At 57.5% G+C, this 25530-nt stretch carries 24 protein-coding genes, 1 tRNA gene and 1 pseudogene; 14 read left to right on the top strand and 12 right to left on the bottom strand.

The window, feature by feature from the left end; translation table 11 throughout:
• Nucleotides 1-599 precede the first annotated feature (599 nt).
• Together V1599_RS20775 and V1599_RS20770 are read left to right on the top strand one after the other, a co-directional pair.
• On the top strand, nt 600-1301 hold the full coding sequence (locus tag V1599_RS20775) for a hypothetical protein (protein ID WP_146745739.1): 702 nt from the start codon (nt 600-602) through the stop codon (nt 1299-1301).
• A 187-nt stretch (nt 1302-1488) separates the two neighbouring features.
• Complete coding sequence (locus tag V1599_RS20770) at nt 1489-2184, top strand: IS6 family transposase (protein WP_395300780.1); 696 nt, start codon at nt 1489-1491, stop codon at nt 2182-2184.
• 186 nt (nt 2185-2370) lie between these two features.
• On the opposite strand, the pseudogene V1599_RS20765 reads toward V1599_RS20770, so the two are convergent.
• The 3 genes and pseudogenes from V1599_RS20765 to V1599_RS20755 form a co-directional block, all read right to left on the bottom strand.
• Nucleotides 2371-3626 (bottom strand): annotated as a pseudogene (locus tag V1599_RS20765) (tyrosine-type recombinase/integrase).
• Between the two features lie 195 nt (nt 3627-3821).
• Nucleotides 3822-3897 (bottom strand) — tRNA-Phe (locus tag V1599_RS20760).
• Nucleotides 3898-3992: 95 nt separating this feature from the next.
• A complete protein-coding gene (locus V1599_RS20755; protein WP_395300779.1) occupies nt 3993-4706 on the bottom strand; it encodes a DUF554 domain-containing protein in 714 nt (237 codons plus the stop codon).
• Nucleotides 4707-4899: 193 nt separating this feature from the next.
• Here V1599_RS20755 and V1599_RS20750 point away from each other — a divergent pair, with 193 nt between their 5' ends.
• Nucleotides 4900-7035 carry an ornithine decarboxylase gene (locus tag V1599_RS20750; RefSeq protein WP_297116046.1) on the top strand — a complete coding sequence of 712 codons (2136 nt, stop codon included), beginning with the start codon at nt 4900-4902 and terminating at the stop codon, nt 7033-7035.
• Between the two features lie 195 nt (nt 7036-7230).
• Here V1599_RS20750 and V1599_RS20745 read toward each other — a convergent pair whose 3' ends face one another.
• Nucleotides 7231-7923, bottom strand: coding sequence for a response regulator (locus tag V1599_RS20745; protein WP_395300778.1), 693 nt, complete (start codon nt 7921-7923; stop codon nt 7231-7233).
• On the bottom strand, nt 7913-9550 hold the full coding sequence (locus V1599_RS20740) for a sensor histidine kinase (protein ID WP_112009885.1): 1638 nt from the start codon (nt 9548-9550) through the stop codon (nt 7913-7915). The genes V1599_RS20745 and V1599_RS20740 overlap by 11 nt, the downstream gene beginning before the upstream one ends.
• Before the next feature lie 345 nt (nt 9551-9895).
• On the opposite strand from V1599_RS20740, the gene V1599_RS20735 reads away from it, so the two are divergent.
• Genes V1599_RS20735 through citG form a run of 8 tightly spaced genes read left to right on the top strand, consistent with a single transcriptional unit; the run spans nt 9896 to nt 17210 of the window.
• Nucleotides 9896-11257 carry a 2-hydroxycarboxylate transporter family protein gene (locus V1599_RS20735; RefSeq protein ID WP_297116039.1) on the top strand — a complete coding sequence of 454 codons (1362 nt, stop codon included), beginning with the start codon at nt 9896-9898 and terminating at the stop codon, nt 11255-11257.
• Between the two features lie 17 nt (nt 11258-11274).
• Nucleotides 11275-12138: a fumarylacetoacetate hydrolase family protein gene (locus tag V1599_RS20730; protein WP_297116036.1), complete on the top strand. Its 864-nt coding sequence runs from the start codon at nt 11275-11277 to the stop codon at nt 12136-12138.
• A gap of 13 nt (nt 12139-12151) precedes the next feature.
• Complete coding sequence (gene citC, locus V1599_RS20725) at nt 12152-13177, top strand: [citrate (pro-3S)-lyase] ligase (protein WP_297116032.1); 1026 nt, start codon at nt 12152-12154, stop codon at nt 13175-13177.
• A gap of 16 nt (nt 13178-13193) precedes the next feature.
• Nucleotides 13194-13487, top strand: coding sequence for a citrate lyase acyl carrier protein (gene citD / locus V1599_RS20720; protein ID WP_297116029.1), 294 nt, complete (start codon nt 13194-13196; stop codon nt 13485-13487).
• On the top strand, nt 13484-14359 hold the full coding sequence (citE, locus tag V1599_RS20715; RefSeq protein ID WP_112009858.1) for a citrate (pro-3S)-lyase subunit beta: 876 nt from the start codon (nt 13484-13486) through the stop codon (nt 14357-14359). Before citD ends, citE begins: the two co-directional genes overlap by 4 nt.
• A 10-nt stretch (nt 14360-14369) precedes the next feature.
• Entirely contained in the window at nt 14370-15887 is a 1518-nt protein-coding gene (gene citF / locus V1599_RS20710) for a citrate lyase subunit alpha (protein WP_395300777.1), read from the top strand.
• Nucleotides 15888-15889: 2 nt separating this feature from the next.
• Nucleotides 15890-16429, top strand: a complete 540-nt coding sequence (citX, locus tag V1599_RS20705; RefSeq protein ID WP_395300776.1) for a citrate lyase holo-[acyl-carrier protein] synthase — start codon at nt 15890-15892, stop codon at nt 16427-16429.
• Nucleotides 16407-17210 carry a triphosphoribosyl-dephospho-CoA synthase CitG gene (gene citG / locus V1599_RS20700; RefSeq protein WP_395300775.1) on the top strand — a complete coding sequence of 268 codons (804 nt, stop codon included), beginning with the start codon at nt 16407-16409 and terminating at the stop codon, nt 17208-17210. The genes citX and citG overlap by 23 nt, the downstream gene beginning before the upstream one ends.
• Before the next feature lie 79 nt (nt 17211-17289).
• Here citG and V1599_RS20695 read toward each other — a convergent pair whose 3' ends face one another.
• The 4 genes from V1599_RS20695 to mutY form a co-directional block, all read right to left on the bottom strand.
• Entirely contained in the window at nt 17290-18546 is a 1257-nt protein-coding gene (locus V1599_RS20695) for a nucleoside permease (protein WP_395300774.1), read from the bottom strand.
• Nucleotides 18547-18830: 284 nt separating this feature from the next.
• Complete coding sequence (gene mltC / locus V1599_RS20690) at nt 18831-19907, bottom strand: membrane-bound lytic murein transglycosylase MltC (protein WP_112009853.1); 1077 nt, start codon at nt 19905-19907, stop codon at nt 18831-18833.
• 56 nt (nt 19908-19963) lie between these two features.
• Nucleotides 19964-20236 (bottom strand): oxidative damage protection protein, encoded by a 273-nt coding sequence (locus tag V1599_RS20685; protein ID WP_042321942.1) that lies wholly within the window; start codon nt 20234-20236, stop codon nt 19964-19966.
• Between the two features lie 25 nt (nt 20237-20261).
• Nucleotides 20262-21314: an A/G-specific adenine glycosylase gene (gene mutY / locus V1599_RS20680; protein WP_395300773.1), complete on the bottom strand. Its 1053-nt coding sequence runs from the start codon at nt 21312-21314 to the stop codon at nt 20262-20264.
• A gap of 144 nt (nt 21315-21458) precedes the next feature.
• Here mutY and trmB point away from each other — a divergent pair, with 144 nt between their 5' ends.
• The 3 genes from trmB to V1599_RS20665 are packed head-to-tail and all read left to right on the top strand — an operon-like array spanning nt 21459 to nt 23278.
• Nucleotides 21459-22178 (top strand): tRNA (guanosine(46)-N7)-methyltransferase TrmB, encoded by a 720-nt coding sequence (trmB, locus tag V1599_RS20675; protein ID WP_112009851.1) that lies wholly within the window; start codon nt 21459-21461, stop codon nt 22176-22178.
• Nucleotides 22178-22504: a YggL family protein gene (locus V1599_RS20670; protein WP_112009850.1), complete on the top strand. Its 327-nt coding sequence runs from the start codon at nt 22178-22180 to the stop codon at nt 22502-22504. Before trmB ends, V1599_RS20670 begins: the two co-directional genes overlap by 1 nt.
• A 57-nt stretch (nt 22505-22561) precedes the next feature.
• Nucleotides 22562-23278: a DUF2884 domain-containing protein gene (locus V1599_RS20665; RefSeq protein ID WP_112009849.1), complete on the top strand. Its 717-nt coding sequence runs from the start codon at nt 22562-22564 to the stop codon at nt 23276-23278.
• 98 nt (nt 23279-23376) lie between these two features.
• Here V1599_RS20665 and V1599_RS20660 read toward each other — a convergent pair whose 3' ends face one another.
• From V1599_RS20660 to V1599_RS20650, 3 genes are read right to left on the bottom strand one after another with little or no spacing between them, the layout of a single operon-like run.
• Entirely contained in the window at nt 23377-23739 is a 363-nt protein-coding gene (locus V1599_RS20660; RefSeq protein WP_112009848.1) for an endonuclease domain-containing protein, read from the bottom strand.
• Nucleotides 23740-23795: 56 nt separating this feature from the next.
• Entirely contained in the window at nt 23796-24944 is a 1149-nt protein-coding gene (gene hemW, locus V1599_RS20655) for a radical SAM family heme chaperone HemW (protein WP_112009847.1), read from the bottom strand.
• A complete protein-coding gene (locus tag V1599_RS20650) occupies nt 24937-25530 on the bottom strand; it encodes an XTP/dITP diphosphatase (RefSeq protein ID WP_112009846.1) in 594 nt (197 codons plus the stop codon). The genes hemW and V1599_RS20650 overlap by 8 nt, the downstream gene beginning before the upstream one ends.

The following is a 25530-nucleotide window of genomic DNA, read 5'->3' as shown; positions in this document are numbered from 1 at the left end:
GACAAAGCAGTAACAGTACACCATTGATGCTATTTTATGTCACACTCACTGAGAAAGAAGAAAAAACTTGCGTCATGGAAATAAAACAAATATTTTTGTAGATAATGCAATTCTTATAACTCATCCATATTAATAATGCTTGCATTATTGAATGATTCGCAACACGGTTATTTAAATTAAATTGGCAAGCTAAGTTTTTAATTTATAATTTTTTATTTTAATGATTTTCCAGGGGCAAATATCAGATTATTTATTTTCGGGTTAAATAGAGGCTATTGCGTACATCTATTTGGGTGGCTAACTTAGCTATGTCACTAAAAATCCCCCTGACGCATCAGATAAAGATTAAATACTTAACGAGCGCAATCCAGATAAAACCAATGGGATAATTAACTATAAGTTCAAGCAAAAAACCAGAGAGCGCCAAAATGGCGAGGGTTAAAAATGGAGAACGCGTCAAATATAAATATTGGAATAGGTAGCCATCACATTTGATGATTCTTTAAACCGATGGAGGTGATGAAGGGTAATGCTACATCTAACTAATCTAATTAAGAGGTTTTATAATGAGAAGAGCATGCGTACAAAATCAAGTCACAATGTCGAAGCAACATGTTTCCTCTGAGATTTCATATGAAGAAAGCAATTCAGATAATCAAAGCTGCCGTAGCGACTGGACTAATACCCCTGCAAAACACTATGTTGTACAAATTGGCCAATATGGTGGATTACACCCAGCACAATTTGATAAGTACGCAAAAAGTACCGTGAAGAAAAGGAATATTCCTTATGATAATTTTTTTGGCGAGATGGCTAATAATCACAACAATACTATTTTTAACTCCCCTGAAGCCGATTCATTAGCGAGTCTTGATGTTTTTTCACGGCTCGACGTAGTCGTGCATGGTAACCGAAACTCTCCTTTTGAGGCCAGGGAGTTTTATCAAACAAATGAACAAGGGAGGTCTGTTAAAGCCCGAGAAGAAACTCAGTTTACGGCAAAGGTCATGGCGGAAAAACTGGCTGCTATGGGTTTAAAGAACGTCGGTGTATTAAGGCTGGATTCCTGCAACGTTGGGGCCGGAGCTTATCTTCAGCAGCTCAGGGCTGCGTTACGTGACTTAGATATTCGCGTAGGTTATCTTGCTGCACCAAATGGCTATTTGCAGGATGTTCACATCCCTTTTACCGCTACGAGACCCGTTTATAGTTGGAGATTCTGGGAAGATCGCTGGACGGTTATCAAGGGAAATCTTGATGTTGAATTTCCGGGAACGCGTTACAATGGATCTGGCAGATGACTGACTAAGGTTTATTAGTCTCGACGTGATCCGATACATGCCCCTGAAACTAAAACATTAACTTTCTCTTTTTTTATCTGGCGTTTCAATGTTACTTAATTTATCTAATAAATTATCTACTGCGCCAGTTCTGTCGCATTAAGGAGAGGTCGGGTAATATTCTGTTTTTTTATGATGTTACCTGACAATGTCTTTGATCCGAAATGCCTTCAGGCGGCTGCATTATCCCGTCGATATTATCGCCCAGTGTGTCCGCTGGTATCTGGCTTATGCCCTGAGCCTGCGTAATATTGAAGAAATGATGGCAGAGCGCGGCGCTACCGTTGACCATTCCACGCTGCATCGCTGGATTATCCGCCTGGTGCCGCTTCTGGACAGGGCGTTCCGCAGGCATAAACGTGCAGTGGGTCGCCGGTGGCCAATGGATGAAACCTACATAAAAGTTAAAGGTGAGTGGAAATACCTGTACCGCGCAGTCGACAGCACGGGGCAGACCATCGATTTTCTGCTGACGTCCAGACGGGACGCTGTAGCAGCCCTGCGTTTCTTTCGCAAGGCCATCCGTAACCACGGCGAGCCTAAGGTGGTGACGATAGATAAAAGCGGCGCCAATACTGCGGCTCTGGCCACGCTGAATGCCGACAAACCTGAGAAAGAAGCCATTACCATAAGGCAAAGCAAGTATCTGAATAACCTGATTGAGCAGGATCACCGAAACATCAAACGCCGGATACGCTCGATGATGGGATTCAAATCATTCCGGCGTGCGCAGACGGTACTGGCAGGAATTGAGTTAATCCACATGATACTTAAGGGACAATGTCATCACCCAGCCGGAGACGGATTATCATCGGCAGAACAATTTGATTTGCTGGCTGTCTGAAAAACAGGCTGCGCAGTTTTCTTCATCTTCCATTCTTTAACGCGACAGAGCCATAAAAATGGGTGGCAGATTAGCAGTCAGCCGTTATCTTTAAACACAGCTGCTCCCCCCTTCTGTGAATAAAGGTATACTGGGAAAAGAAAAAATAAGAAAACATTCTCCCGGCAGGAATGCCGGGAGAATGGATTATAAGTGTTGTTGCCTGGCGTAATCGAAAGGTGAGACCGGATTTTCACTATTTGCATCGAGAAAATCAGCCCACCACTGCAGCATCAAACTGCGTTCATCTAGAAACTCCGCTTTATGGATATAAGCCGCACGTACCCCATTTCTCTCTTGATGGCTCATCTGGCGTTCAACTGCGTCCCTGGACCATAATCCTGATTCAATCAACGAACTGCAGGCCATTGCCCGGAAGCCGTGACCACAGACATCGACCTTTGTATCGTAGCCCATCAGGCGTAATGCGTTATTCACCGTATTTTCACTCATGGGTTTCCACGGATTGTGATCGCCTGTGAAAATTAGCTCATATTCCTCGCTGATGGTGTGGATTTGCTGCAAAATATCCAGCGCCTGAGTTGAGAGTGGGACCAGATGCTCTGTACGCATTTTGGAGCCACGATGCGAGTACTTAACCCCTTCAATCGGTTTCCGCTCTGGAGGAATAGTCCACATGGCTTTTTCGAAGTCGATCTCAGACCACCGGGCAAAGCGTAGTTCACTTGAACGTATGAAGATGAGCAGGTGAGTCTTGTCGCCAGCCGGGTGAGAGGCTGTCCTTTGTAGGCATCCAGTCGTTCAAGAAGCTCTGAAATGCGATTTAAGGCGAGGGCAGGGCGATGCTGGCGTTTCACCGTTGTTAAAGCGCCAGCCATATCCACGGCAGGGTTATAGCTGATAATGCCTGACTGGGCAGCATAGCGCATGATTGCAGTGATGCGCTGCTGAAGGCGGGCTGCGATCTCGTATATCTCTTTGGTTTCGGCAGCCTTAACGGGGACCAGTAAATCTGGGGTTCTGAGGGTGGTAATATCACGTGAGCCGATAAAGGGGAAAACATGAGTCTCGAGACTTTTCAGTATCTTCTCACTATGTGACTCTGACCATTTTTTGTTGCTCTTATGCCACTGTCTTGCGATGCCTTCAAATGTCTGAGCTGTTTCGGGTACCGACTTTTTGATCCGTTTCTGTTCGCACGGATCAGTTCCTTCAGCTATCAGCTTCCTCGCCGTATCGCGTTTTTCCCTTGCTTCTGATAACGAGACTTCTGGATAAACGCCCAGAGCGAGCGTTTTCTCTTTGCCCAGAAACCGATAACGGAGTCGCCAGTAGCGGGAACCGTTAGGGTGAACAAGTAAAAACATGTTGCCGCTGTCGGCAAGTTTATAGGGTTTTTCATCCGGTTTAGCTGCACGGATTTTAGCGTCAGTGAGCGCCATTAGCGGTGTCTCCTGATAGTAAAAGGGGTATAAATTTTATCGAATCAGACTATACCCACAGTTGTACCCTCGCAAGGGACTTGATGCGGGTTGAAGTTGATTGAGTTGGGTGGAGTTAAGGGATTGTAGAAGCGTTGATTTCGGCGGGCTTAGAATGCAAAAACGGACCTCCGTGGAGGTCCGTTGATATGAATTTGGTGCCCGGACTCGGAATCGAACCAAGGACACGGGGATTTTCAATCCCCTGCTCTACCGACTGAGCTATCCGGGCAACGGGGCGCATTAAACCCGATTCACCTGCCGCCGTCAACGAAATTTGTTGTTTTCGTTACAGACTGCACACTCTCTCACCAGTTCGTCGCAATCTTAGGCAAAAAAGTGCGTCCAGAGCGCGGAAAGCGGCATGGCGAGCAGCAGCGCGGGCAGCATGTTGACTACCGCAAACATCTTGATGCCGCAAATCCGCAGCCCCGTTGCCAGCAGCAGCAGCCCGCCGACGGCGGTAAAGTCGGCCATCATAGCGGGCGTGGTGAGCGGCAGGATCAGCGTCGCGCAGGTGGCAAGCGCGAGCTGGATAAGCAGCATCGGCACGCTAATTGCGGCCACGGCAATCCCCAGCGTGGTGGCGAAAATGGTGGCGGTAAAGAAATCCAGAAACGCTTTGGCGATCAGTATGCTCGGATCGCCGGTCATCCCTTCCTGCATTGAGCCAAAAATCCCCGTGCCGCTGGCGCAAAACAGGATCACGATTGCGACGTAGTTCTGAATAAACGTCTCGTGCGAGCCGCTTTGCGCTTTTCCCGGCCGGGCAATCAGGTTTTTGGCTTTACCGACCGCGCTGTTGATCCCTTTTTCCAGATAGCAAAACTCGCCGATCAGCGCCCCGAGCAGGGTGGCTAAAACCATCACCGGCAGGTTGGCGCATTTGATCACTAAAAGGATACCGATGCCCAACGAGGCCAGGCCAAAAATAGAGGGCATGGATGAGCGAATACGCTCCGGCAGGCGCTTGCTCAGTACGGCACCGAGAGCGCCGCCCAGCAAAACGGCTCCGGCATTGATAAAAGGCCCGACGACCACGGTAAGCTCCTGTTATTTAATCGTTGATAGTGCATGAGTATGGCATGAACGCGGCGTAATTGAGTTAGCTTTGAATGAGGTTATGCATAATGATTCGATCTCAGAAGCACAACGTATTACGCTCAGACGCGTTATCCGGCAGAATGCCGATTCTGTCCGGGGCCGTTCTCCCTTTAAACGGGTATTTGCGCTTATGAAATCTTTGAAAATTGCCGTCAGCCGCGAGCTGGTGTCCGCCGTCTCAACGCACCGCGAAAAGGTGACGCTGGACAACACTGACTTTACCGACGTGGCGGCAGTCGTCATGACGGCCGCGGAAAGCGGCAGCGGTATCCTTGCTCTGCTGAAGCGCACGGGCTTTCAGCTGCCGGTGTTTATCTTCTCGCAGGAGCCGATGGCGCTGCCGGACGGCGTTACGGCGATCGTTTCCGGTAAGGCGCAGGAGTTTCTGGAACTGGAGTCTGCCGCCGCGCAGTACGAAGCGGCGCTGCTGCCGCCGTTTTTTGACACCCTGAGCCAGTACGTCGCGATGGGGAACAGCACCTTTGCCTGTCCGGGCCATCAGCACGGCGCGTTCTTCAAAAAGCACCCGGCGGGAAGGCAGTTCTATGATTTCTTTGGCGAGAACGTGTTTCGCGCCGATATGTGCAACGCCGACGTTAAGCTTGGCGATCTGCTGATCCACGAAGGTTCCGCCAAGCACGCGCAGAAGTTTGCGGCAAAGGTCTTCAACGCGGATAAAACCTACTTCGTGCTGAACGGCACCTCGGCGGCCAATAAAGTCGTCACCAACGCGCTGCTCACCCGCGGCGATCTGGTGCTGTTTGACCGTAACAACCACAAGTCAAACCACCACGGCGCGCTGATTCAGGCGGGTGCCACGCCCGTCTATCTCGAAGCCGCGCGCAACCCGTTTGGCTTTATCGGCGGCATTGACGCTCACTGCTTTAGCGACGCGTACCTGCGGGATCTGATCCGCGAGGTGGCGCCGGAAAAAGCGGATGAGCCGAGGCCGTTCCGCCTGGCGGTGATCCAGCTTGGCACGTACGACGGGACGATCTACAACGCCCGTCAGGTGATCGACAGGATCGGCCATCTGTGCGACTACATCCTCTTCGACTCGGCGTGGGTAGGCTACGAGCAGTTTATTCCGATGATGGCCGACAGCTCGCCGCTGCTGCTGGAGCTGAACGAGAACGATCCGGGGATCTTCGTCACCCAGTCGGTGCACAAGCAGCAGGCCGGGTTTTCGCAAACGTCGCAGATCCATAAAAAGGACAACCACATTCGCGGCCAGGCGCGCTTCTGCCCGCACAAGCGGCTGAACAACGCCTTCATGCTGCACGCCTCTACCAGCCCGTTTTATCCGCTGTTTGCCGCGCTGGACGTCAACGCCAAAATCCACGAGGGCGAAAGCGGGCGCAGGCTGTGGGCGGAGTGCGTGGAGCTGGGCATCGAGGCGCGCAAGGCGATCGTCGCCAACTGCCATATGATCAAACCCTTTATTCCACCGACGGTGGCGGGGCGGCCGTGGCAGGATCACGCTACCCACACCATTGCCCGCGAGCGGCGCTTCTTCAGCTTTGCGCCGGGCGCGAAATGGCACGGCTTTGAGGGCTATGCGGACGAACAATACTTTGTCGATCCGTGCAAGCTGCTGCTGACCACGCCGGGAATTGATGCCGAAACGGGGGAGTATGCGGAGTTCGGCATTCCGGCCACCATCCTCGCCCACTACCTGCGCGAAAACGGCATCGTGCCGGAGAAGTGCGATCTCAACTCGATCCTGTTCCTGCTGACGCCCGCGGAAAGCGCCGAGAAAATGGCGCAGCTGGTGGCGATGCTCGGCCAGTTCGAGCAGCACATTGAAGACGACACGCCGCTGGCGAACGTGCTGCCGACCATCTATCAGAAGTATCCGGTGCGCTACCGCGACTACACGATCCGCCAGCTGTGTCAGGAGATGCACGACCTGTACGTCAGCTTTAACGTGAAAGATCTGCAAAAGGCGATGTTCCGCCGGGAGAGCCTGCCCGCGGTGGCGATGAACCCGCAGGATGCGAACCGGGAATACGTTCGCGGCAACGTGGAGCTGGTGCGCATCCGCGACGCCGCCGGGCGCATTGCTGCCGAAGGGGCGCTGCCGTACCCGCCGGGCGTGCTGTGCGTGGTGCCGGGGGAAGTCTGGGGCGGCGCGGTGCAGCGCTACTTCCTGGCGCTGGAAGAGGGCGTCAACCTACTGCCGGGCTTCTCGCCGGAGCTGCAGGGGGTTTACAGCGAAAAAGATGCGGACGGAATTAAGCGGCTGTATGGGTATGTGTTGAAGTAGGCGCGTACCCCTCACCCTAACCCTCTCCCCAAAGGGGAGAGGGAATTGCACGGAGCCGTCTTTTCACCCTATCCCCAAAGGGGAGAGGGAATTGCACGGAGCCGTCTTTTCACCCTATCCCCAAAAGGAGCGGGAATTGCACGGAGCCGTCTTTTCACCCTCGCCCCTTTGGGGAGAGGGCCGGGGTGAGGGGAGTTAAGCCGCACTACGCTTGTACATCCTCCTCGGATGCCCAATCTTCCCGTACAGCATCTCCACGCTCAGAAACCCCGCCTCCACGCAGTGCTCCAGGTAGCGCCGGGTGGTGGTTTTGCTCAGCCCCGTCTCGCTTACCACCTCGTCCACGGAAAAACAGTGCGTCGTCCTGTCGTTAAACAGCGCCTGTACCCGCGCCAGCGTGTTCTCCTCAATGCCCTTGCTGCCGTTGTCCTGGCGGTAGTTTTTTGCCTGAAGCTGATACAGCGAGTCAACGTTCTGCTGGTCAACGATCTTCCACACGCGCTGCTGCTCCGCGAACTGCACGAAGCGCTCCAAAGACTGGCTCAGCCGCTTCCAGGAGACGGGCTTGAGAATATAGTCGAACGCGCCGTTGCGGATGGCCTGGCTGCATGTGTCCATATCGCTGGCGGCGGTGATAAAAATCACCGAACAGTTGGCGCGGGCCAGCATGGGGTTGCCGATCAGCGTAATGCCCTTGCCGTCCGGCAGATAGTTGTCCAGCAGCATCAGCTGCGGCCGCTTGCTTTCCAGCTGACTATGCGCGTCGGCCAGCGATGACGCCACGCCGACCAGCCTCAGGCGCGGATGTTTAGCGATAAGCTCCGCGTGCAGCTGCGCCAGCTCGTGTTCGTCTTCAACGATCAGTACGTCGATAAGTTCATGTTGCATAGTCGGTATCTTCCAGTTCCTGAGCGGGACGCCGGGCGGCTCCCGCGGCGGGAATAAACAGTGAGAAAATGGCCCCGCGCGGCGCGTTATCCGCCACTTCAATGGTGCCACCGGCCTGAGCGACATAGCTTTCAATCAGGTACAGGCCAATGCCGTGATCGCCGCGGGTTTTGGTGGTGATGCCGCGTTCAAATATTTTTTCCCGCAGGGCCGGGCTGATGCCCACGCCGCGGTCGGCCACTTCAATAATCAGCTCGTGCTCGTTCAGCTTGATCAGCACCTCAACCGGCTCGTGGGGAAGCGGCGCGCGCTGCGTGGCTTCGATGGCGTTATCCAGCAAATTGCCGATTATCGAAATCAGCTCGGACTCCAGCAGCGGCGCGAACGGTTTATCCATCCGGCACGCCGGGTCGAAGTTCAGCTCCACGCCTTTCTCCCGCGCGCGGGCGGCCTTGCCCAGCAGCAGGCCGCAGAGCGTGGGCGAGCTAAAGCGCGACGAGATAAAGTCCAGCAGCTCCTGCGCGTGTTCCGACTGCGCCTGAATGTAGCCAATCGCCTCTTCATAGCGCCCCATATGCAGCAGGCCGGAGAGGGTCGTCATGCGGTTGAGCTGCTCGTGGCGCATGATGCGCAGGTTATCCACGTAGCGCTTCACCTGGCTCAGCTGGGCGCTCAGCGAGTCGATCTCGTTGCGATCGCGGAAGGTGATCACCCAGCCCTGCAGCGAATCTTCGAGCATGATCCGCACCCGGCTGGCGATCACGGTGAGATCGTTAAAGCGGCAGATCTCATCGTGGGTGTCTTTTGCCAGCATGGTCTGCGGCGCAAAGAACGGCACGGGCGCAATCACCTGGCCAATCAGCTGTCCGCGCAGCGCGCGGGCGGGCTGGCTCAGGCCGAGCAGCTTGCGCGCCGCCTGGTTGATCACCTCGATGCGCAGGTCGTCGTCAATAGCGATAACCCCTTCGTAGATCGACTCCATCATTGCCTTTTGCTGGCGCACCAGCAGGCCGATCTCGCGTGGCTCAAGGGAGAAAATCTGCTTCTTAATGCTGCGGGTAAAGAACCACGAGAAGATAAACAGCGCGACCAGCAGCAGCAGGGCGGCAATCAGAATATTCACCACTTTATTTACGGTAATGGTATCAAGATAGCTGGTGAGATACCCCACCGAGACAATCCCCACCACCTGCCCCGCATCGTTAAAGATGGGCGCTTTGCTGCGCAGCGAAATGCCCAGGCCGCCCTTGCGGATGGTGGTGATGCTCTGGCCGTGGAGCACCGCGTCGTTATCCCCGCCGACCAGCGTTTTGCCCACCCTGTCGGCAAAGACGGAATGGAAAAGATGCAGCCCCTTGTTATCGCCAATGACAATAAAGCTGGCGTCGCTGTGCGCGGCTATTTTTTGCATGAAGTCGTGAATGGCCTGGATATCTTTCTCTTCAACTTCCCGGCGTAAATTAGGAATAAGCGCAATTTCTTCGGCCTGTATTTTCGCCCGCGCGCTCATTTCCTGATAAAGCTGTCGGCCAACGTCGACATAATAATATCCGCCCAGCAGTGCAAACAGCACCGAGAAAAAGGCGACCAGCGAAATAAACAGCTTTATCTGAAACGATACTTTCATCACTATCACGCACGGAATCATTGAATTTGGGCAATATATCACCTTTTTCCCGACCGGCGCGGGTTTTGCCGAAAAGTTGTGATCCCTTGCACAGCGCAATCTGGAAAAGAATTGTCTTAATAAACCGCCGTCTTAAGGATTAATTAACCTTATCGGTTTGCTCATTCGCGCGTGAATAGAAACCATAAAAACCACGGCAATAAATAAGCGATAAATCACATAAAATAAAAGAAACCATAAAAACCATAGCTGCCATTAAAACTTCGCGCTGAATATGTCATTCCTCACATAAAGTAAGCCTTTGCCCCCCTAAGCTGAACGTACAAAATAACTAAGGGGCTTATTATGAGCACGACTGACGATTCTTTCTCTGTTACCCACGACCCGATTGAAATTCAGCGGCCATCGCTCAAGGAGCGCTGGTGGCATATTATGGATACCTGGAAAGTCGGGATTATTCCTCTGCCGCTGTTTGTATTAGCGGGAGCGCTCATCGCGATTGACTGCCTGGGCGGAAAGCTGCCGAGCGACATCGTGGTGATGGTCGCCACGCTGGCCTTCTTCGGCTTTGCCTGCGGCGAGTTCGGCAAACGCCTGCCGATTGTCGGCAAGCTGGGCGCGGCGGCGATTTGCGCCACCTTTATCCCTTCCGCGCTGGTCTACTACGGCCTGCTGCCGGACGTGGTGGTCGAGTCCACCACCAAATTCTACAAATCCACCAACATTCTCTACCTCTACATCTGCTGCATCATCGTCGGCAGCATCATGAGCATGAACCGCACGGTGCTGATTCAGGGCTTCCTGCGCATCTTCTTCCCGATGCTGTGCGGTGAAATCGTCGGCATGATTGTCGGCATGGGCGTCGGCATGGCGCTGGGCCTGGAGCCGTTCCAGATCTTCTTCTTTATCATTCTGCCGATCATGGCGGGCGGCGTCGGGGAAGGGGCGATCCCGCTCTCCATCGGCTATGCCACCCTGCTGCACATGGACCAGGGCGTGGCGCTCGGCCGCGTGCTGCCGATGGTAATGCTCGGCGGCCTGACGGCAATCATCATCTCCGGCTGCCTGAACCAGCTCGGCAAGCGCTACCCGCACCTCACCGGTGAAGGCCAGCTGATGCCTAACCGCGCGAATGCCGATGCGGGCGTTTCTCAGCCCGCGTTCTCCGGCAAGGCGGACGTGACCACTATCGCCTCCGGCGCGCTGCTGGCGGTGCTGCTCTACATGCTGGGCATGCTTGGCCACAAGCTGATCGGCCTGCCCGCACCGGTTGGCATGCTGTTTATCGCCGTGCTGGTGAAGCTGTGCAACGGTGCCTCTCCGCGCCTGCTGGAAGGATCTCAGGTGGTCTACAAATTCTTCCAGACCTCCGTCACCTATCCGATCCTCTTCGCCGTTGGCGTGGCGATTACCCCGTGGCACGAGCTGGTCGCCGCCTTTACCGTCAGCAACCTGCTGGTGATCGTCAGCACCGTTTCGGCGCTGGTGGCGACGGGCTTCTTCGTGGGTAAAAAGATCGGCATGCACCCGATTGACGTTGCCATCGTCTCCTGCTGCCAGAGCGGGCAGGGCGGTACCGGCGACGTGGCGATCCTGACCGCAGGCAACCGCATGAGCCTGATGCCTTTCGCCCAGATTGCTACCCGCATCGGCGGCGCGATTAACGTCTCCGTCTCGCTGCTGATACTCGGCAACTTCCTCGTTTAAGTTTTCAGGAAAAAACAATGAAACTCGCAAGCTTTTTACACCAGGGAAAACGCAGCTACGGCATCGTCCAGGCCGACGGCGTGATTGATTTAGGCCGCCGCCTAGGCGACCGCTACGGCGACCTCAAGGCGCTGCTGCAGGGCAACGGGCTGGCGCAGGCCTCCCGCTATCTGAACGATGCGGTGGACGTGCCGATGAGCGCCATCACCTTCCTGCCGGTGATTGAACGCCCGGAAAAAATCCTCTGCGTGGGCATGAACTACGCCGACAAGCGCAAGGAGTTTGACCAGCACAACCCGGCCCCGACGCTGTTCGTCCGCTTCCCGGACTCCCAGACCGGACACAACGCGCCGGTGCTGAAGCCGCGCTGCTCCAGCGAGTTCGACTACGAGGGCGAGCTGGCGGTGATCGTTGGTAAAGGCGGGGAGAACATCCGCCGCGACGACGCGCTGCGCCACGTGGCGGGCTACAGCTGCTACATGGACGGCTCCGCCCGCGACTGGCAGCACACCTGGTTCACCGCCGGCAAAAACTGGCGGCAGACCGGGGCGTTCGGCCCGTGGATGGCGACGGCGGATGAGATCCCGGACCCGCACCAGCTTGCGATCCGCACCTGGCTGAACGGCCGCATGGTGCAGGAAGACAACACCAGCAGCATGATCCACAAGGTCGCGGAGCTGATCGAATACATCAGCACCTTCACGCGCTTAAGCCCGGGCGACGTGATCATCACCGGATCGCCGGGCGGCGTCGGTAAAAAGCGTAACCCGCCGCTGTTTATGAAGGAGGGCGATCGCATTGAGGTGGAGATCGAGCGCATCGGTCACCTGAGCAACGTGATCGTCGAAGCGCCGGAGCAGACGCTTTCGGCGGCGCACTGAGAAAGGCGGCAGCATGCACACGCATTCCACCGTTGAGTTTCGCCACACGCTGGTGGCGAAGCACCCGGAGCGCCTGAGCCAGATCCGCTACCTGCTGGCCGACAGCGGTCTCGGGCTGGACAACGACATCGAGCTGTTCGTCGAGGCCTGGTCCGGCCCGCAGCTGGTGGGCTGCGCCGGGCTGGCCGCCAACGTCATCAAGTGCGTGGCGGTCAACGAGCAGCTGCGCGGCGAGAACCTGAGCGCGCGGCTGCTGGCGGAAGTGGAGAACGCGGCGCTGGAGCGCGGCCATTTTCACCTCTTCCTCTGCACCCGCCCGTGCAACCGGGAGCGGTTTGGCCGCAGCGGCTTCTGGCCGATTGCCCAGAGCGGCAACAGCGCGGTGCTGATGGAGAACGCGCCGCAGGGGATCGAACGCTACTGCCGATCTCTGCGCAAGAAGCGCAAGTGCGGGGAGAAGATCGGCGCGATCGTGATGAACGCCAATCCGTTCACCCTCGGCCACCGCCATCTGGTGGAGCAGGCGGCGGGTCGGTGCGATGCCCTGCACCTGTTCGTGGTGCGCGAAGACGCCTCGTTCTTTCCGTTCCGCGCGCGCATTGAAATGGTGCGCGCGGGCGTGGCGCACCTGCCGAACGTGGTGGTTCACGAAGGCTCGCAGTACATCATCTCCCGCGCCACCTTTCCGGCCTACTTCCTCAAGGAGACCGGCAAGGTGCAGCAGGCGTGGAGCGAGATCGACGTGCTGATCTTCCGGGACTTTATCGCCCCGGCGCTGGGCATCACCCACCGCTTTATTGGCTCGGAGCCGTTCTGCGATATCACCCGCCAGTACAACCAGACGCTGCACGACCTGCTCGCCACGCACATCGAGGTGGTGGAGATGCCGCGCCTCAAGGCCGCGGGCAACGCCATTTCGGCGTCGGAAGTGCGGCGTTTACTCAAAACACAGCAGTTTTCCCGGATCCGCGAGATCGTCCCGGACTCCACCTTCGCGCACCTCGAAGCGCACTATCGCGAGCGTGCGGAAGTTGCATAACTACCAGGAATTGAACATGAAAATTGTAAGGGAGGCGCTGGCCGGAACGCAAGAGTCCAGCGACCTGATGGTGAAAATCGCCCCCGCCGACGGCGAGCTGGAGATTGTCATCCACAGTGAAGTGATGAAGCAGTTTGGCGAACAGATCCGCCGGGTCGTTAACGACACCCTGCGCGCCATGAGCGTGCGCCAGGGATTAGTGATTATCGAAGACAAAGGGGCGCTGGACTGCGTCATTCGCGCCCGCCTGCAAAGCGCGCTTCTGCGCGCCGCCGACGAGCAGGCCATCGGCTGGGAGGCGCTGAAATGAGCAAACTCCGCCGCAGCATGCTGTTCCTGCCGGGCGCCAACGCCGCCATGCTCTCCACCGCCTTTATCTACCGCCCGGATTCCATCATGTTTGACCTTGAGGACGCGGTGGCCCTGCGCGAGAAAGACACCGCAAGGATGCTGGTGTTCCACGCGCTGCAGCACCCGATGTATCAGGATATTGAAACCGTGGTGCGCATTAACCCGCTCAGCACGCCGTTTGGCCTGCGGGATCTGGAGGCCGCCGTGTACGCGGGCGTGGACGTGATCCGCCTGCCGAAAACCGATACGCCCGAAGACGTGTATGAACTTGAAGGCCACCTTGAGCGCATCGAGCGCGAGTGCGGGCGCGAGGTCGGCTCCACCCGCGTCATGGCGGCGATTGAATCGGCCATTGGCGTGATCAACGCCGTGGCGATTGCCCGCAGCTCGCCGCGCCTGATCGGCATCGCGCTGGCGGCCTTTGACTACGTGATGGATATGCAGACCGAGCGCGGCGACGGTACAGAGCTATTTTACGCCCGCTGCGCCGTCCTGCACGCCGCCCGCGCCGCGGGTATCGACGCGTTCGACGTGGTGTGGTCTGACGTGAACGACGAGGCCGGGTTCCTGCGCGAGGTCGATCTGATCCGCAAGATGGGCTTTAACGGCAAATCGCTGATTAACCCGCGCCAGATTGACCTGCTGCACAACGCCTACGCGCCGACCCAGCAGGAAGTGGATCACGCCAGGCGCGTGATTGAAGCCGCGGAAGAGGGCGAGCGCAACGGCCTGGGCGTGGTGTCGCTCAACGGCAAAATGGTTGATGCGCCGATTATTCACCACGCGCAGGTGGTGCTTGAGCGCGCGGCGGCCTCCGGCGTGCGTCGGTAAGGATGAGATAATGAATCAGACAGAACTTCTTCACGTAAATTTTCCCCATCTTAGGGACCTCAAACCCTTTAATTCTGCCCACGCCGCCACGCCGTGGCTGGCGGATAGCGACGCGAAGCACAACCGCAAGCTCTGCGCCTCCGTTGAAGAGGCGGTAGCGCGCAGCGGCTTAAAGGACGGCATGACCATCTCCTTCCACCACGCGTTTCGCGAAGGCGACCGGGTGATCAACTCCGTCGTGGCGCTGCTGGCGCAAATGGGCTTCAAAAACCTGACCCTGGCCTCCAGCTCGCTGATGACCTGTAACGACGCGCTGATCGAGCACATTGAAAGCGGCGTCATCACCCGGATTTACACGTCGGGCATGCGCGGCAAACTCGCGGAGGCCATCTCCCGCGGGCTGATGGACGAGCCGGTGCAAATCCACTCCCACGGCGGGCGCGTCAAGCTGCTGCAGGACGGCGAGCTGAACATCGACGTGGCGTTTCTCGGCGTGCCGTGCAGCGATGAGTTTGGCAACGCCAACGGCACGCACGGCAAATCGTGCTGCGGTTCCCTGGGCTACGCCATGGTGGACGCGCAGTTTGCCCGCAAGGTGGTGCTGCTGACCGAAGCGCTGGTGCCGTTCCCCAACATGCCCGCCAGCATCGTGCAGGACCGCGTGGACTACGTTGTGCTGGTCGAGAGCGTGGGCGATCCGGCGAAAATCAGCGTCGGCGCGGCGCGCGTCACCAGCAACCCGCGCGAACTGATGATTGCCCGCTACGCGGCGGACGTCATTGAACACTCCGGCTACTTCAAACCGGGCTTCTCGATGCAGACCGGCTCCGGCGCGGCGGCCACGGCCTGTACGCGCTTCATGGAAGAGAAGATGGAGCGCAGCGGCGTGAAGGCGCGCTTCGCGCTCGGCGGGATCACCGGCAGCCTTGTCGACCTGCACGAGAAAGGGCTGATCGAAACGCTGCTCGATACCCAGTGCTTTGACGGCCAGGCGGCGGCCTCGCTGGCGCGCAATCCGAACCACGTGGAGATCTCCACCAACGTTTACGCCAACCCCGGCAGCAAGGCGGCAAGCTGCGACCAGCTCGACGTGGTGATCCTCAGCGCGCTGGAAATCGACGTCGAATTTAACGTTAACGTCATCACCGGCTCCGACGGCGTGATGCGCGGCGCGTCCGGCGGCCACTGCGACGTGGCCGCAGCGGCGAACCTGACCATCGTCGTCGCGCCGCTGCTGCGCAGCCGTATTCCGACGGTAGTAAAGCGCGTCACTACCCGCCTGACGCCGGGCGAGAGCATCGACGTGCTGGTCACCGATCACGGCATTGCGGTGAACCCGGCGCGCCCGGAGATCCGCGAGCGGCTGCTGGCGGCGGGGCTACAGGTCGTGGATATCACCGCGCTGTATGAGCGGGCGATATCGCTGACCGGCGAGCCAAAGCCCATTGAGTTTACCGATAAGATCGTTGGCGTTATCCGCTACCGCGACGGCAGCGTGATTGACACCGTGCGGCAGGTGAAGGAGTAAGTATGATTTCAGCGACACCCGTACGGGCGGGTGTCGGCCTGGACGAGCTGCTGGCGGCGAAAGAGCGCCGCGCGGCCCGTCAGGCTGACTGGCTTGCCCACTATCATCAACCGGTTATCTCGCTCACGCTGGTGACGCCGGGGGAAGTTAAAGACAGCCTGCGCTACCGCAACACGATGGGCGTGGCGCTGCAAATGTGCGATCAGCTGCTGTGGGAGATGCGCTGGCAGGTGCTGGACCGCCAGGTGCTGTGGCTGCCGACCGGGCCGGAAGCGCTGTGGTGCGTGGCCCATCCGGCGGCGGAAGTTAAGGCCCACTGCGCGGAGCTGGAGCAGACGCACCCGCTCGGCAGGCTGTGGGATCTGGACGTCATCTGCCCTGTAAACGGCCACGTCGGGCGTCAGTCCCTGGGGGCAAATTTGCGCCGCTGCCTGATCTGCGACGAGCCCGCCCACGCCTGCTCGCGCTCGCGCAAGCATCCCGTTGAGCAGGTCGTGTCCCGCGTGGAGAAGACGATCGATGACTGGTTTGCTCGCGACTAAACCGCGCCCGGCGGACGTGCCCGCGCTTGCCGAAGCGGCGCTGTGGCAGGAGCTGGAGCTGACGCCGAAGCCGGGGCTGGTGGACAGGCTCAATAACGGTTCCCATCGCGATATGGACCACGCGCTGTTCGTCCGCAGCATTGCGGCGATTACGCCGTGGTTTTCACGTTTCGCTGAACTTGGTCACGCGCATGCCGATAAACCCGCTGACGCACAGCTACGGATTATCCGCCCGATGGGGATGGCCTGCGAGCAGGCGATGCTGGAGGCAACGGGAGGCGTTAACACGCATAAAGGGGGCATTTTCGCGCTCGGCCTGCTCTGTTTCGCCGCCGGGCGTGTGAAAAATCTCTGTGCAGACAGCCTCTGCTGTGAGGTGAGTAACATTTGCCGCGGGCTGGTGGCGCGTGAGCTGGCGGCACGGCGCGGGCAGGCGACGGCGGGGGAGCGGCAGTATCAGCTGTACGGCATGACCGGCGCGCGCGGCGAGGCGGAAAGTGGTTTTGCCACGGCACGCAAGGCGCTGGACGCGTGGAGCGGACGCTCGCTTCACGGGCTGCTGCTGCGCCTGATGTCAGTCAATCAGGACAGCAACCTGGTGTCGCGCGGCGGCATTGACGGGCTGCGCTACGTTCAGGGCTACGCGCGGGACCTGCTGGCTAACGGCTGGGATAATCAGGCGCTGCTTGATATGGATAACGCATTGATTGAACGGAACCTGAGTCCGGGCGGCAGCGCGGATTTGCTGTCGGTGGGGTGGGTGCTCTCCGCAATAAAATAGCCGGGTAGCGCTGACGCTTGCCCGGCCTACGGTCTGGTTTTGCAGGCCCGGTAAGCGAAGCCGCCACCGGGCACAACAGTTAATGCGCTATCGGCTGCGCGCCGTTTGGCACGCGAACGTGCTTGTACTTGAACAGCGCGATGAACGCGAAGAACAGCACCAGCGAGTATGCGGCGAAAATCAGCCACACCGGCTGCCAGTCGGTGATGCCGTTGGTGGTGTACATCTCAACCACTTTACCGCTCACCACGCCGCCCAGAATACAGCCGAAGCCGTTGGTCATCATCAGGAACATGCCCTGCGCGCTGGCGCGAATTTCAGGCTTCACTTCTTTTTCCACAAATACCGAACCGGAGATGTTGAAGAAGTCGAAGGCGCAGCCGTAGACAACCATCGACAGCACCAGCAGCACGGTGCCGAACGGGCTTGGATCGCCGTAGGCGAACAGGCCGAAGCGCAGCATCCACGCCGCGATGCTGATCAGCATCACGTTCTTAATGCCGTAGCGGCTCAGGAAGAACGGTATGGTCAGGATGAACAGCGTCTCGGAGATCTGCGAGATGGACATCATCACCGACGCGTGCTCAACGATAAAGCTGCCGCTGAACAGCGGGTTGTTATCGAAGCTGTGCAGGAAGGTGTTGCCGAACATGTTGGTGATTTGCAGCTCCGCGCCCAGCAGCATGGAGAAGATAAAGAAGATCGCCATGCGCTTGTTTTTGAACAGCGCGAAGGCGTCCAGGCCGAGCATGGTGCTCCAGCTCTGGTTTTTCTGCTGGTTAGAAACCGGAATGGTGGGCAGCGTCAGGGTGAACAGCGCCAGCAGCACGGAGAGCGCCGCGCCGATGTAGAGCTGCATGTGGCTCAGCTCAAAGCCCGCGAAGCTCACGCCCCACATCGCCATGATAAAGCCGATGGTGCCCCAGATGCGGATTGGAGGGAAATCGGTCACGATATCCAGTCCGGCAGACTTCAGGCGGTAGTAGGAGATGGTGTTGATCAGCCCAAGCGTTGGCATATAGGCCAGCGAGTTAAGCAGGATCACCATGAACATCGCCCCCGGCGTGGTCACTTCGGCCGCCATAAACAGCGTCCCCGCCCCCACCAGATGGCAAAGCATGTACAGCCACTTCGCGCTTAGCCACTTATCCGCCACGATGCCCAGCAGCGTTGGCATGAAGACCGCCGCGATGCCCAGCGAGCTGTAGACGGCACCGATGGACGCACCGTCGAACTTGAGCGTCACAAACATATAGGAGCCGAGTGTAGTCAGCCAGCTACCCCACAGGCAGAACTGCAGAAACGACAATATTTTAAGCTGCAGCTTAAGGTTCATGTTACTTTCCTCACAAGTGAGCGGGAGATATGTTGTTATAGGAACATTCAGGGTTGTTATTTGATGCAATTCTATCAGCAGGTGAGGTTATGTTTTGTTACCTCCCGCAAAAAAATGCAATCCATATTAATTTGCAGACTGGATTGTGATGCAAATAACGTTTTCGTATGGGGGGGAGTGGGTGCGGTTTGTTCCCCTCACCCTGCCCTCTCCCCAGAGGGGAGAGGGTGTTCAAGTTCCCTCTCCCCTCTGGGGAGAGGGTTAGGGTGAGGGGCGTTAGTTTTCTAGCGGCGGCGATAGCTCTTCTGGGCCGTATTCACTTTGTACAGATAGCGGCGGGATTCCGCCGACGGATGGCGCGTAGTCAGCGTCGAGTAGACGTCGCCCGGCGCCATGCTGTTGATGATGTTGGCCGCCTGCACCTTATCGTTTGAGAACACCCGCAGCACGCTGCCCGCGCCGCCGTTGTAGGCGGTGATCACCGCGTAGCGGCGTGACGTCGGGTTATCAATCCCGCCCAGGTACACGTTGTTCAGCATCGCCAGATAGGCGGTGCCGGTATCAATGTTGCTCTGCGGATCGAACAGATAGCTGCGGCTCGGCGTGCCCGATTTCCCCTGCGAGCGGAAGACGTCTTTACCGGCGCTGTGCTGCACCACCTGCATCAGGCCCAGCGCGTCGGAACGGCTCACCGCGTACGGGTTAAACGAGGATTCGGTCTGCATGATCGCCAGAATCAGCGACTCTTCCACGCCGTATTTACGCGACGCCTGGCGCACCATGCCGAGGTACTTATGCGCACGCTTGTCGAGGTGGTTCGGCACCAGGTTAATGGTGACGCTATAGATAATCTTCAGGCCGTTTGTGCGGCTCTTCATGCGCGTTTGCAGCAGGTAGTCGGCAAACTTAGTGGCGCGTCCTTCCCAGCGGATCGGCTGGCCGGTATTGTCCACGACCTGGCCGTACAGGAACGGCTCTTTGGAAATGGTGATGTCGTCGGCGTCGGAATAGAGGTCAATCGAGCCGGGATCGTCGCCCATCAGCAGGGTTTTGATAATCGCCTGGCGCAGGTGCGCGGCGGGCTCGGTCCCCGAAATGGTTTCGATGGTAATCGTACCGTCATCAAAGTTGATGTGGCTACGGGTTTGATAGGCGTCGGTGTACTTAACGTAGTCCTTCGGTCCGGCAATAAGAACTTCGTTAAATCCCCAAATGTTTTCGATGTTATGGGCAAACTGCCCCATCAGGATGTCAAAACCGTTGGTGTCCTTAACCCAGGCTTCGTTGTAATCATCGCCTTTTTTTGAGGAACACGAGACAAGCAACGGCGCAACTAGAGCGAGCGCTAATAATTTTTTCATCATTCCGGGAGTGCGTGTTGTGTTTGCTTTAACGGCGGGGCTTCCCCCGCACGCAGTTATTTTTCCGGCGGCGTATAGCCTTCGATGTGCACGTCTTTGCCTTCAAACAGGTAGTTCACCATCTCCTGCTCCAGCAGCTTGCGGTGTTCCGGGTTCATCATGCTGAGCTTTTTCTCGTTGATCAGCATGGTCTGCTTTTTCTGCCATTGTCCCCAGGCTTCTTTGGAGATCTCGTTATAGATGCGCTTTCCCAGGTCGCCCGGGTAGAGCTGGAAGTCCTGGCCTTCAGCGTCGCGCTGCAGGAAAGTACAAAAAATGGTTCTGGCCATACTCATTCCTCTTTTGTTGCGGGTGCTAAACCATTGCACCAGCACGTAATTGCTGTAACAGGCGCTCCACGGGAGCCGCCAGCCCGACTGATGGCGGTTGCGCTAAGTTATACCAGAGACCGCTCCCTTCATCCATGCAGGCGGTGAATGAAGACACGGGAAGCCACATAGGCACAATATCCAGATGGAAATGGCTGAAGGTGTGGCGAAACGCGGTCTGCTGCGTGAGGTTATCGGCAGCGATTCCGCGCTGTTCAAGCCACGCGCGTAATGCTGTTTCATCTTCAAACTGTGGGAAGCAGTATAGACCACCCCACAGGCCGCTCGGCGGGCGCTGGGCAAGGTAGACCTCATCGCCGTGCTGCATCAGCAGCATATACCCGGTGCGCTCCGGCAGCGTTTGCTTGGGCTTTTTGCCCGGATACTGCGCCCATGACTGATTGGCGTAGGCCACGCAGAGGTTATTGACCGGGCAGAGCTCGCACTTCGGCTTTGAGCGGGTACAGACCATCGCGCCGAGATCCATCATCGCCTGGTTAAACCGCTCGACGCCTTTGGCGGGCGTAACGTCTTCGCTAATCTCCCACAGGCGCTTTTCGACCTCTTTTTTGCCCGGCCAGCCGTCGACCGCATAGCAGCGGGCGAGCACGCGCTTCACGTTGCCGTCGAGGATCGGGAAATGTTTGCCTAAAGAAAGGGAGAGAATGGCGCCCGCGGTTGAGCGCCCGACGCCGGGTAAATCAGCCACTTCGTCGAAGGTTTCCGGGAATTTGCCGTGATGAAGCATTGCCACCTGCTGTGCCGCCTTGTGCAGGTTGCGCGCGCGGGCGTAGTAGCCCAGCCCCGTCCACAGGTGCAGCACCTCGTCTAACGGCGCGTTCGCCAGATCCGTGACCGTAGGAAAGCGCGCCATAAAGCGTTCGAAATAGGGAATCACCGTTGCAACCTGCGTTTGTTGCAACATCACCTCGGAGAGCCATACTTTGTAGGGCGTTTTTTCAATTTGCCAGGGCAGGGTTTTACGCCCGTATTTGTCGTACCAGTCCAGCACCTGGGCTGAAAATTGAGAGGCTTGCATGGTCATCGATTCGCATATTCAGGGACGCAGATTGCAGCACAGCGCCCATCCGCTGTAAACCGGATCTTTCCCATGCTTGCATAGACGCCTTAACTTTGGATAATGCCCGTTTCCCGAACACTCTCACAAGCAGACAACTCTTTTATGAAAAACGACGTCATTTCACCGGAATTTGATGAAAACGGTCGCCCGCTGCGCCGGATTCGCAGCTTTGTCCGCCGTCAGGGCCGCCTGACAAAAGGGCAGCAACACGCGCTGGACAACTACTGGCCGGTGATGGGCGTTGAGTTCAGCGAGCAGCCGCTCGACTTTACCGAGCTGTTTGGCCGCGATGCGCCCGTGACGCTGGAGATCGGCTTTGGCATGGGCACCTCGCTGGTGACCATGGCGAAAGCGCGCCCGGAGCAGAATTTCCTCGGCATTGAGGTGCACTCGCCGGGCGTAGGCGCATGCCTGGCAACGGCGCACGAAGAGGGCGTTGAGAACCTGCGCGTGATGTGTCACGACGCGGTGGAAGTGCTGCACAAAATGATTCCTGACAATTCTTTGAACATGGTTCAGCTCTTTTTCCCTGACCCATGGCACAAAGCGCGTCATAATAAACGCCGTATCGTTCAGGCGCCGTTTGCAGAGCTGCTGAAAAGTAAGCTAAAGCTGGGCGGCGTTTTCCATATGGCGACCGACTGGGAACCTTATGCAGAGCACATGCTGGAAGTGATGTCGTCTCTGGACGGGTATAAAAACCAGTCTGCAAGCAACGACTATGTACCGCGTCCGGACTCACGTCCGGTAACGAAATTTGAACAGCGTGGCCATCGTCTTGGCCACGGCGTATGGGACTTAATGTTCGAGAGGGTAAAATAATGGCAAAGAATCGTAGCCGCCGTCTGCGTAAAAAAATGCACATCGAAGAATTCCAGGAAATCGGTTTCTCCGTTGCGTGGCGTTTCCCGGAAGGCACCAGCGTTGAGCAGATCGACCAGGACGTTGATGCGTTCATCAACGACGTGATCGAGCCGAACAAGCTGGCCTTTGACGGTAGCGGCTACCTCGCGTGGGAAGGGCTGATCTGCACCCAGGAAGTGGGAAAATGCACCGAAGAACATCAGGCGCTGGTGCGCAAATGGCTTGAAGACCACAAGGCGGAAGATGTTCGCATCAGCGAACTTTTCGACGTTTGGTGGGACTAATAAAGCAAGTAAGGGGCCAGCATAAGCTGGCCCATTTTGTCTGAGGGAGTGTTTAAGATGCGCAAAACGTTGCTGGCTGTTGCTTTAATGGCAATCGGAACCACCGCTCATGCGGATTATCAATGTAGCGTCACCCCGCGTGACGACGTGGTGTTAAGCCCGCAAACCGTGCAGGTCAAAGGCGAGAACGGCAATCTGGTGATTACCCCGGACGGCAGCGTGACGTTTAACGGCAAAGCGTATAACCTGACCGCCGCACAGCGCGAGCAGGCGAAAGATTACCAGGCCGAACTGCGCACCGCGCTGCCGTGGATTGACCAGGGCGCATTAAGCCGCGTTGAGAAAAGCCGCGTGGCGCTGGATAAGATCATCACCAAAGAGGTGGGTGAGAGCAGCAACATGCGCACCCGCCTGACGAAGCTGGACAAGCAGCTCAAAGAGCAGATGAACCGCATTATCGAGCACCGCACCGACGGTCTGACGTTCCACTACAAGGCGATTGATGAGGTTCGCGCCGACGGGCAAAACCTGGTGAACCAGGCGATGGGCGGCATCCTGCAGGACAGCATTAACGAAATGGGCGCGAAAGCCGTGCTGAAAGGCGGCGGTAACCCGCTGCAGGGCGTGCTGGGCAGCCTGGGCGGCTTGCAGACCTCGATTCAGAACGAGTGGAAAAACCAGGAAGCGGATTTCCAGCAGTTCGGCAAAGACGTGTGCCAGCGCGTGGTGTCGCTGGAAGACAGCCGGAAGGCGCTGGTGGGGACGTTGAAGTAATTCACTTCGCCCCTCACCCTAACCCTCTCCCCAAAGGGGCGAGGGGATGGTTTGCTCCCTCACCTTAACCTTCTTCAATGGGTTACTCCCTCTCCCTTTCAGGGAGAGGGCCGGGGTGAGGGTTGCAGCGCTTGAAGCATCTCAAGGATCTTTTCTAACACAGCTTCTTCGTTATTCCACAGTTCGTTGTTCCAGAAGCGAATCACATGCCAGCCTTTGGCATTCAGCCAAATCGTCCTTTGGCGATCGTATTCCTGATTTTCATCGTGTTGTCCTCCATCCAGCTCAACGGCCAGCCGAGCCGCGCAGCAGGCGAAATCCAGAATGTAGTTACCTACCGGGTGCTGTCGGCGAAACTTATAATTTTCGAAACGGCGGCTGCGCAGTAAATACCAAAGCCGTCTCTCTTCCTGTGTCAGCTCGCGTCTGAGCTGCTTTGCGTATGAACGAATTATTTCCATCCCCACACTCTGCCAGCCTTTCCTTCAGCCGACAGAGCGGGATGCAAAATCCTGAATCAGCTTTCAGGATCTTCGGCGAGGAACAGCTCGAGAAGGGAGTTTAAGAACAGCTTGCCGTGCTCGGTGATCTGCCAGTATTCATCACACTCGGTGAGATACCCCTGCACTAGCGCTTCGTCAATCTGCGGGCGAATCACCGTTTCCGGCAGTCCGGTGTAGAGAGAGAACTCCGCGCGCGGCGCGGCTTCCAGCAGGCGGAAGCGGTTCATAAAGAACTCAAACGGCTTATCCGCGGCCTCGACGTCGTGGCTGCGTTCCAGATAGCGCCCTTCCATATACCCGCGCGGATGGCGCGTCTTGGCGGTGCGCAGAATGCGTCCGTCCGGAAAGGTCACCTTGCCGTGTGCGCCGCAGCCAATCCCCAGATAGTCGCCAAAGCGCCAGTAGTTCAGGTTGTGCTGACACTGGTAGCCCGGCTTCGCGTAGGCAGACGTTTCGTACTGCTGGTAGCCCGCCGCGGTCAGAAGCTGGTGGCCCTGCTCGAAGATATCCCACAGCGCGTCGTCGTCCGGCAGCACCGGCGGGCGCGAGCCAAACAGCGTGTTCGGCTCAATGGTCAGCTGATACCAGGACAGATGCGGCGGGTTCAGCGCAATCGCCTGGCGCAGATCGTCCAGCGCCTCTTCCAGAGACTGGTCCGGCAGGCCGTGCATCAAATCCAGGTTAAAGCTGCGAAGACCCAGCCCCGTCGCCAGGTTTGCCGCGCGCTTCGCCTCTTCCGGGCCGTGGATGCGCCCCAGGCGCTTCAGCTTCGGCTCGCTAAAGCTCTGCACGCCGATGGAGATGCGGTTTACGCCCGCGCGCTGATAGTCGACAAAGCGGTCGGCCTCAACGGTGCCGGGGTTGGCTTCCATCGTAATTTCAGCATCCGCCGCCAGATTCAGGCGCGCACGCACGCCGTCCAGCAGCGTTTGCATCGCCGGGCCTGACAGCAGGCTCGGCGTACCGCCGCCGATAAAAATGGTCTTAACTTCACGTCCCTGTGCGTAAGGTACATCGGCGTCCAGGTCGGCCAGCAGGTGCGCAACGTAGTCATCGTGCGGCACTTCGCCCTTCAGCGCGTGCGAGTTGAAATCGCAGTACGGGCATTTCTGCACGCACCACGGGATGTGAATATACAGACTCAAAGGCGGCAAATTAGCCATTACGTAACGCTTCCAGTAACAGTTTCAGCGCGCGCCCGCGGTGGGAAATCGCGCTTTTCTCTTCGCGGGTCAGCTCCGCAGCGGTTTTGCCCTCGGTCGGGACAAAGAAAATCGGGTCATAGCCAAAGCCGCCGCTGCCCGCCGCTTCGCGGGTAATCACGCCCGGCCAGCTGCCGTGGCAAACGATCGGCGTCGGATCTTCCGCGTGGCGCATGTAGACCAGCACGCAGTGAAACTGCGCGGTGCGCTGCTCGTCCGGCACGTCCTTCAGGGCAACCAGCAGCTTTTCAAGATTCTGCTGGTCGGTCGCGTCCTCGCCGGAATAGCGGGCGGAGTAAATACCCGGCGCGCCGCCGAGGTAATCTACGGCCAGGCCGGAGTCGTCAGCGATCGCGGGCAGGCCCGTGATCTGCGCGGCGTGGCGAGCCTTCAGGATCGCGTTTTCGATAAACGTCAGGCCCGTCTCTTCAGCGGAATCAACGCCAAGCTCGGTTTGCGCCACCACGTCCAGCCCAAAATCATTTAAAAGCGAGGCCAGCTCGCGCACTTTACCGGCGTTACCGGTAGCGAGAACAACGTTCTGCAT

Origin of the sequence: Enterobacter sp. ECC-175, from assembly GCF_043968675.1 — a bacterium.
Lineage (GTDB): Bacteria > Pseudomonadota > Gammaproteobacteria > Enterobacterales > Enterobacteriaceae > Enterobacter.
The sequence above is the reverse complement of the archived record's forward strand: the minus strand, read 5'-3'. Positions and strand labels throughout refer to the sequence as shown.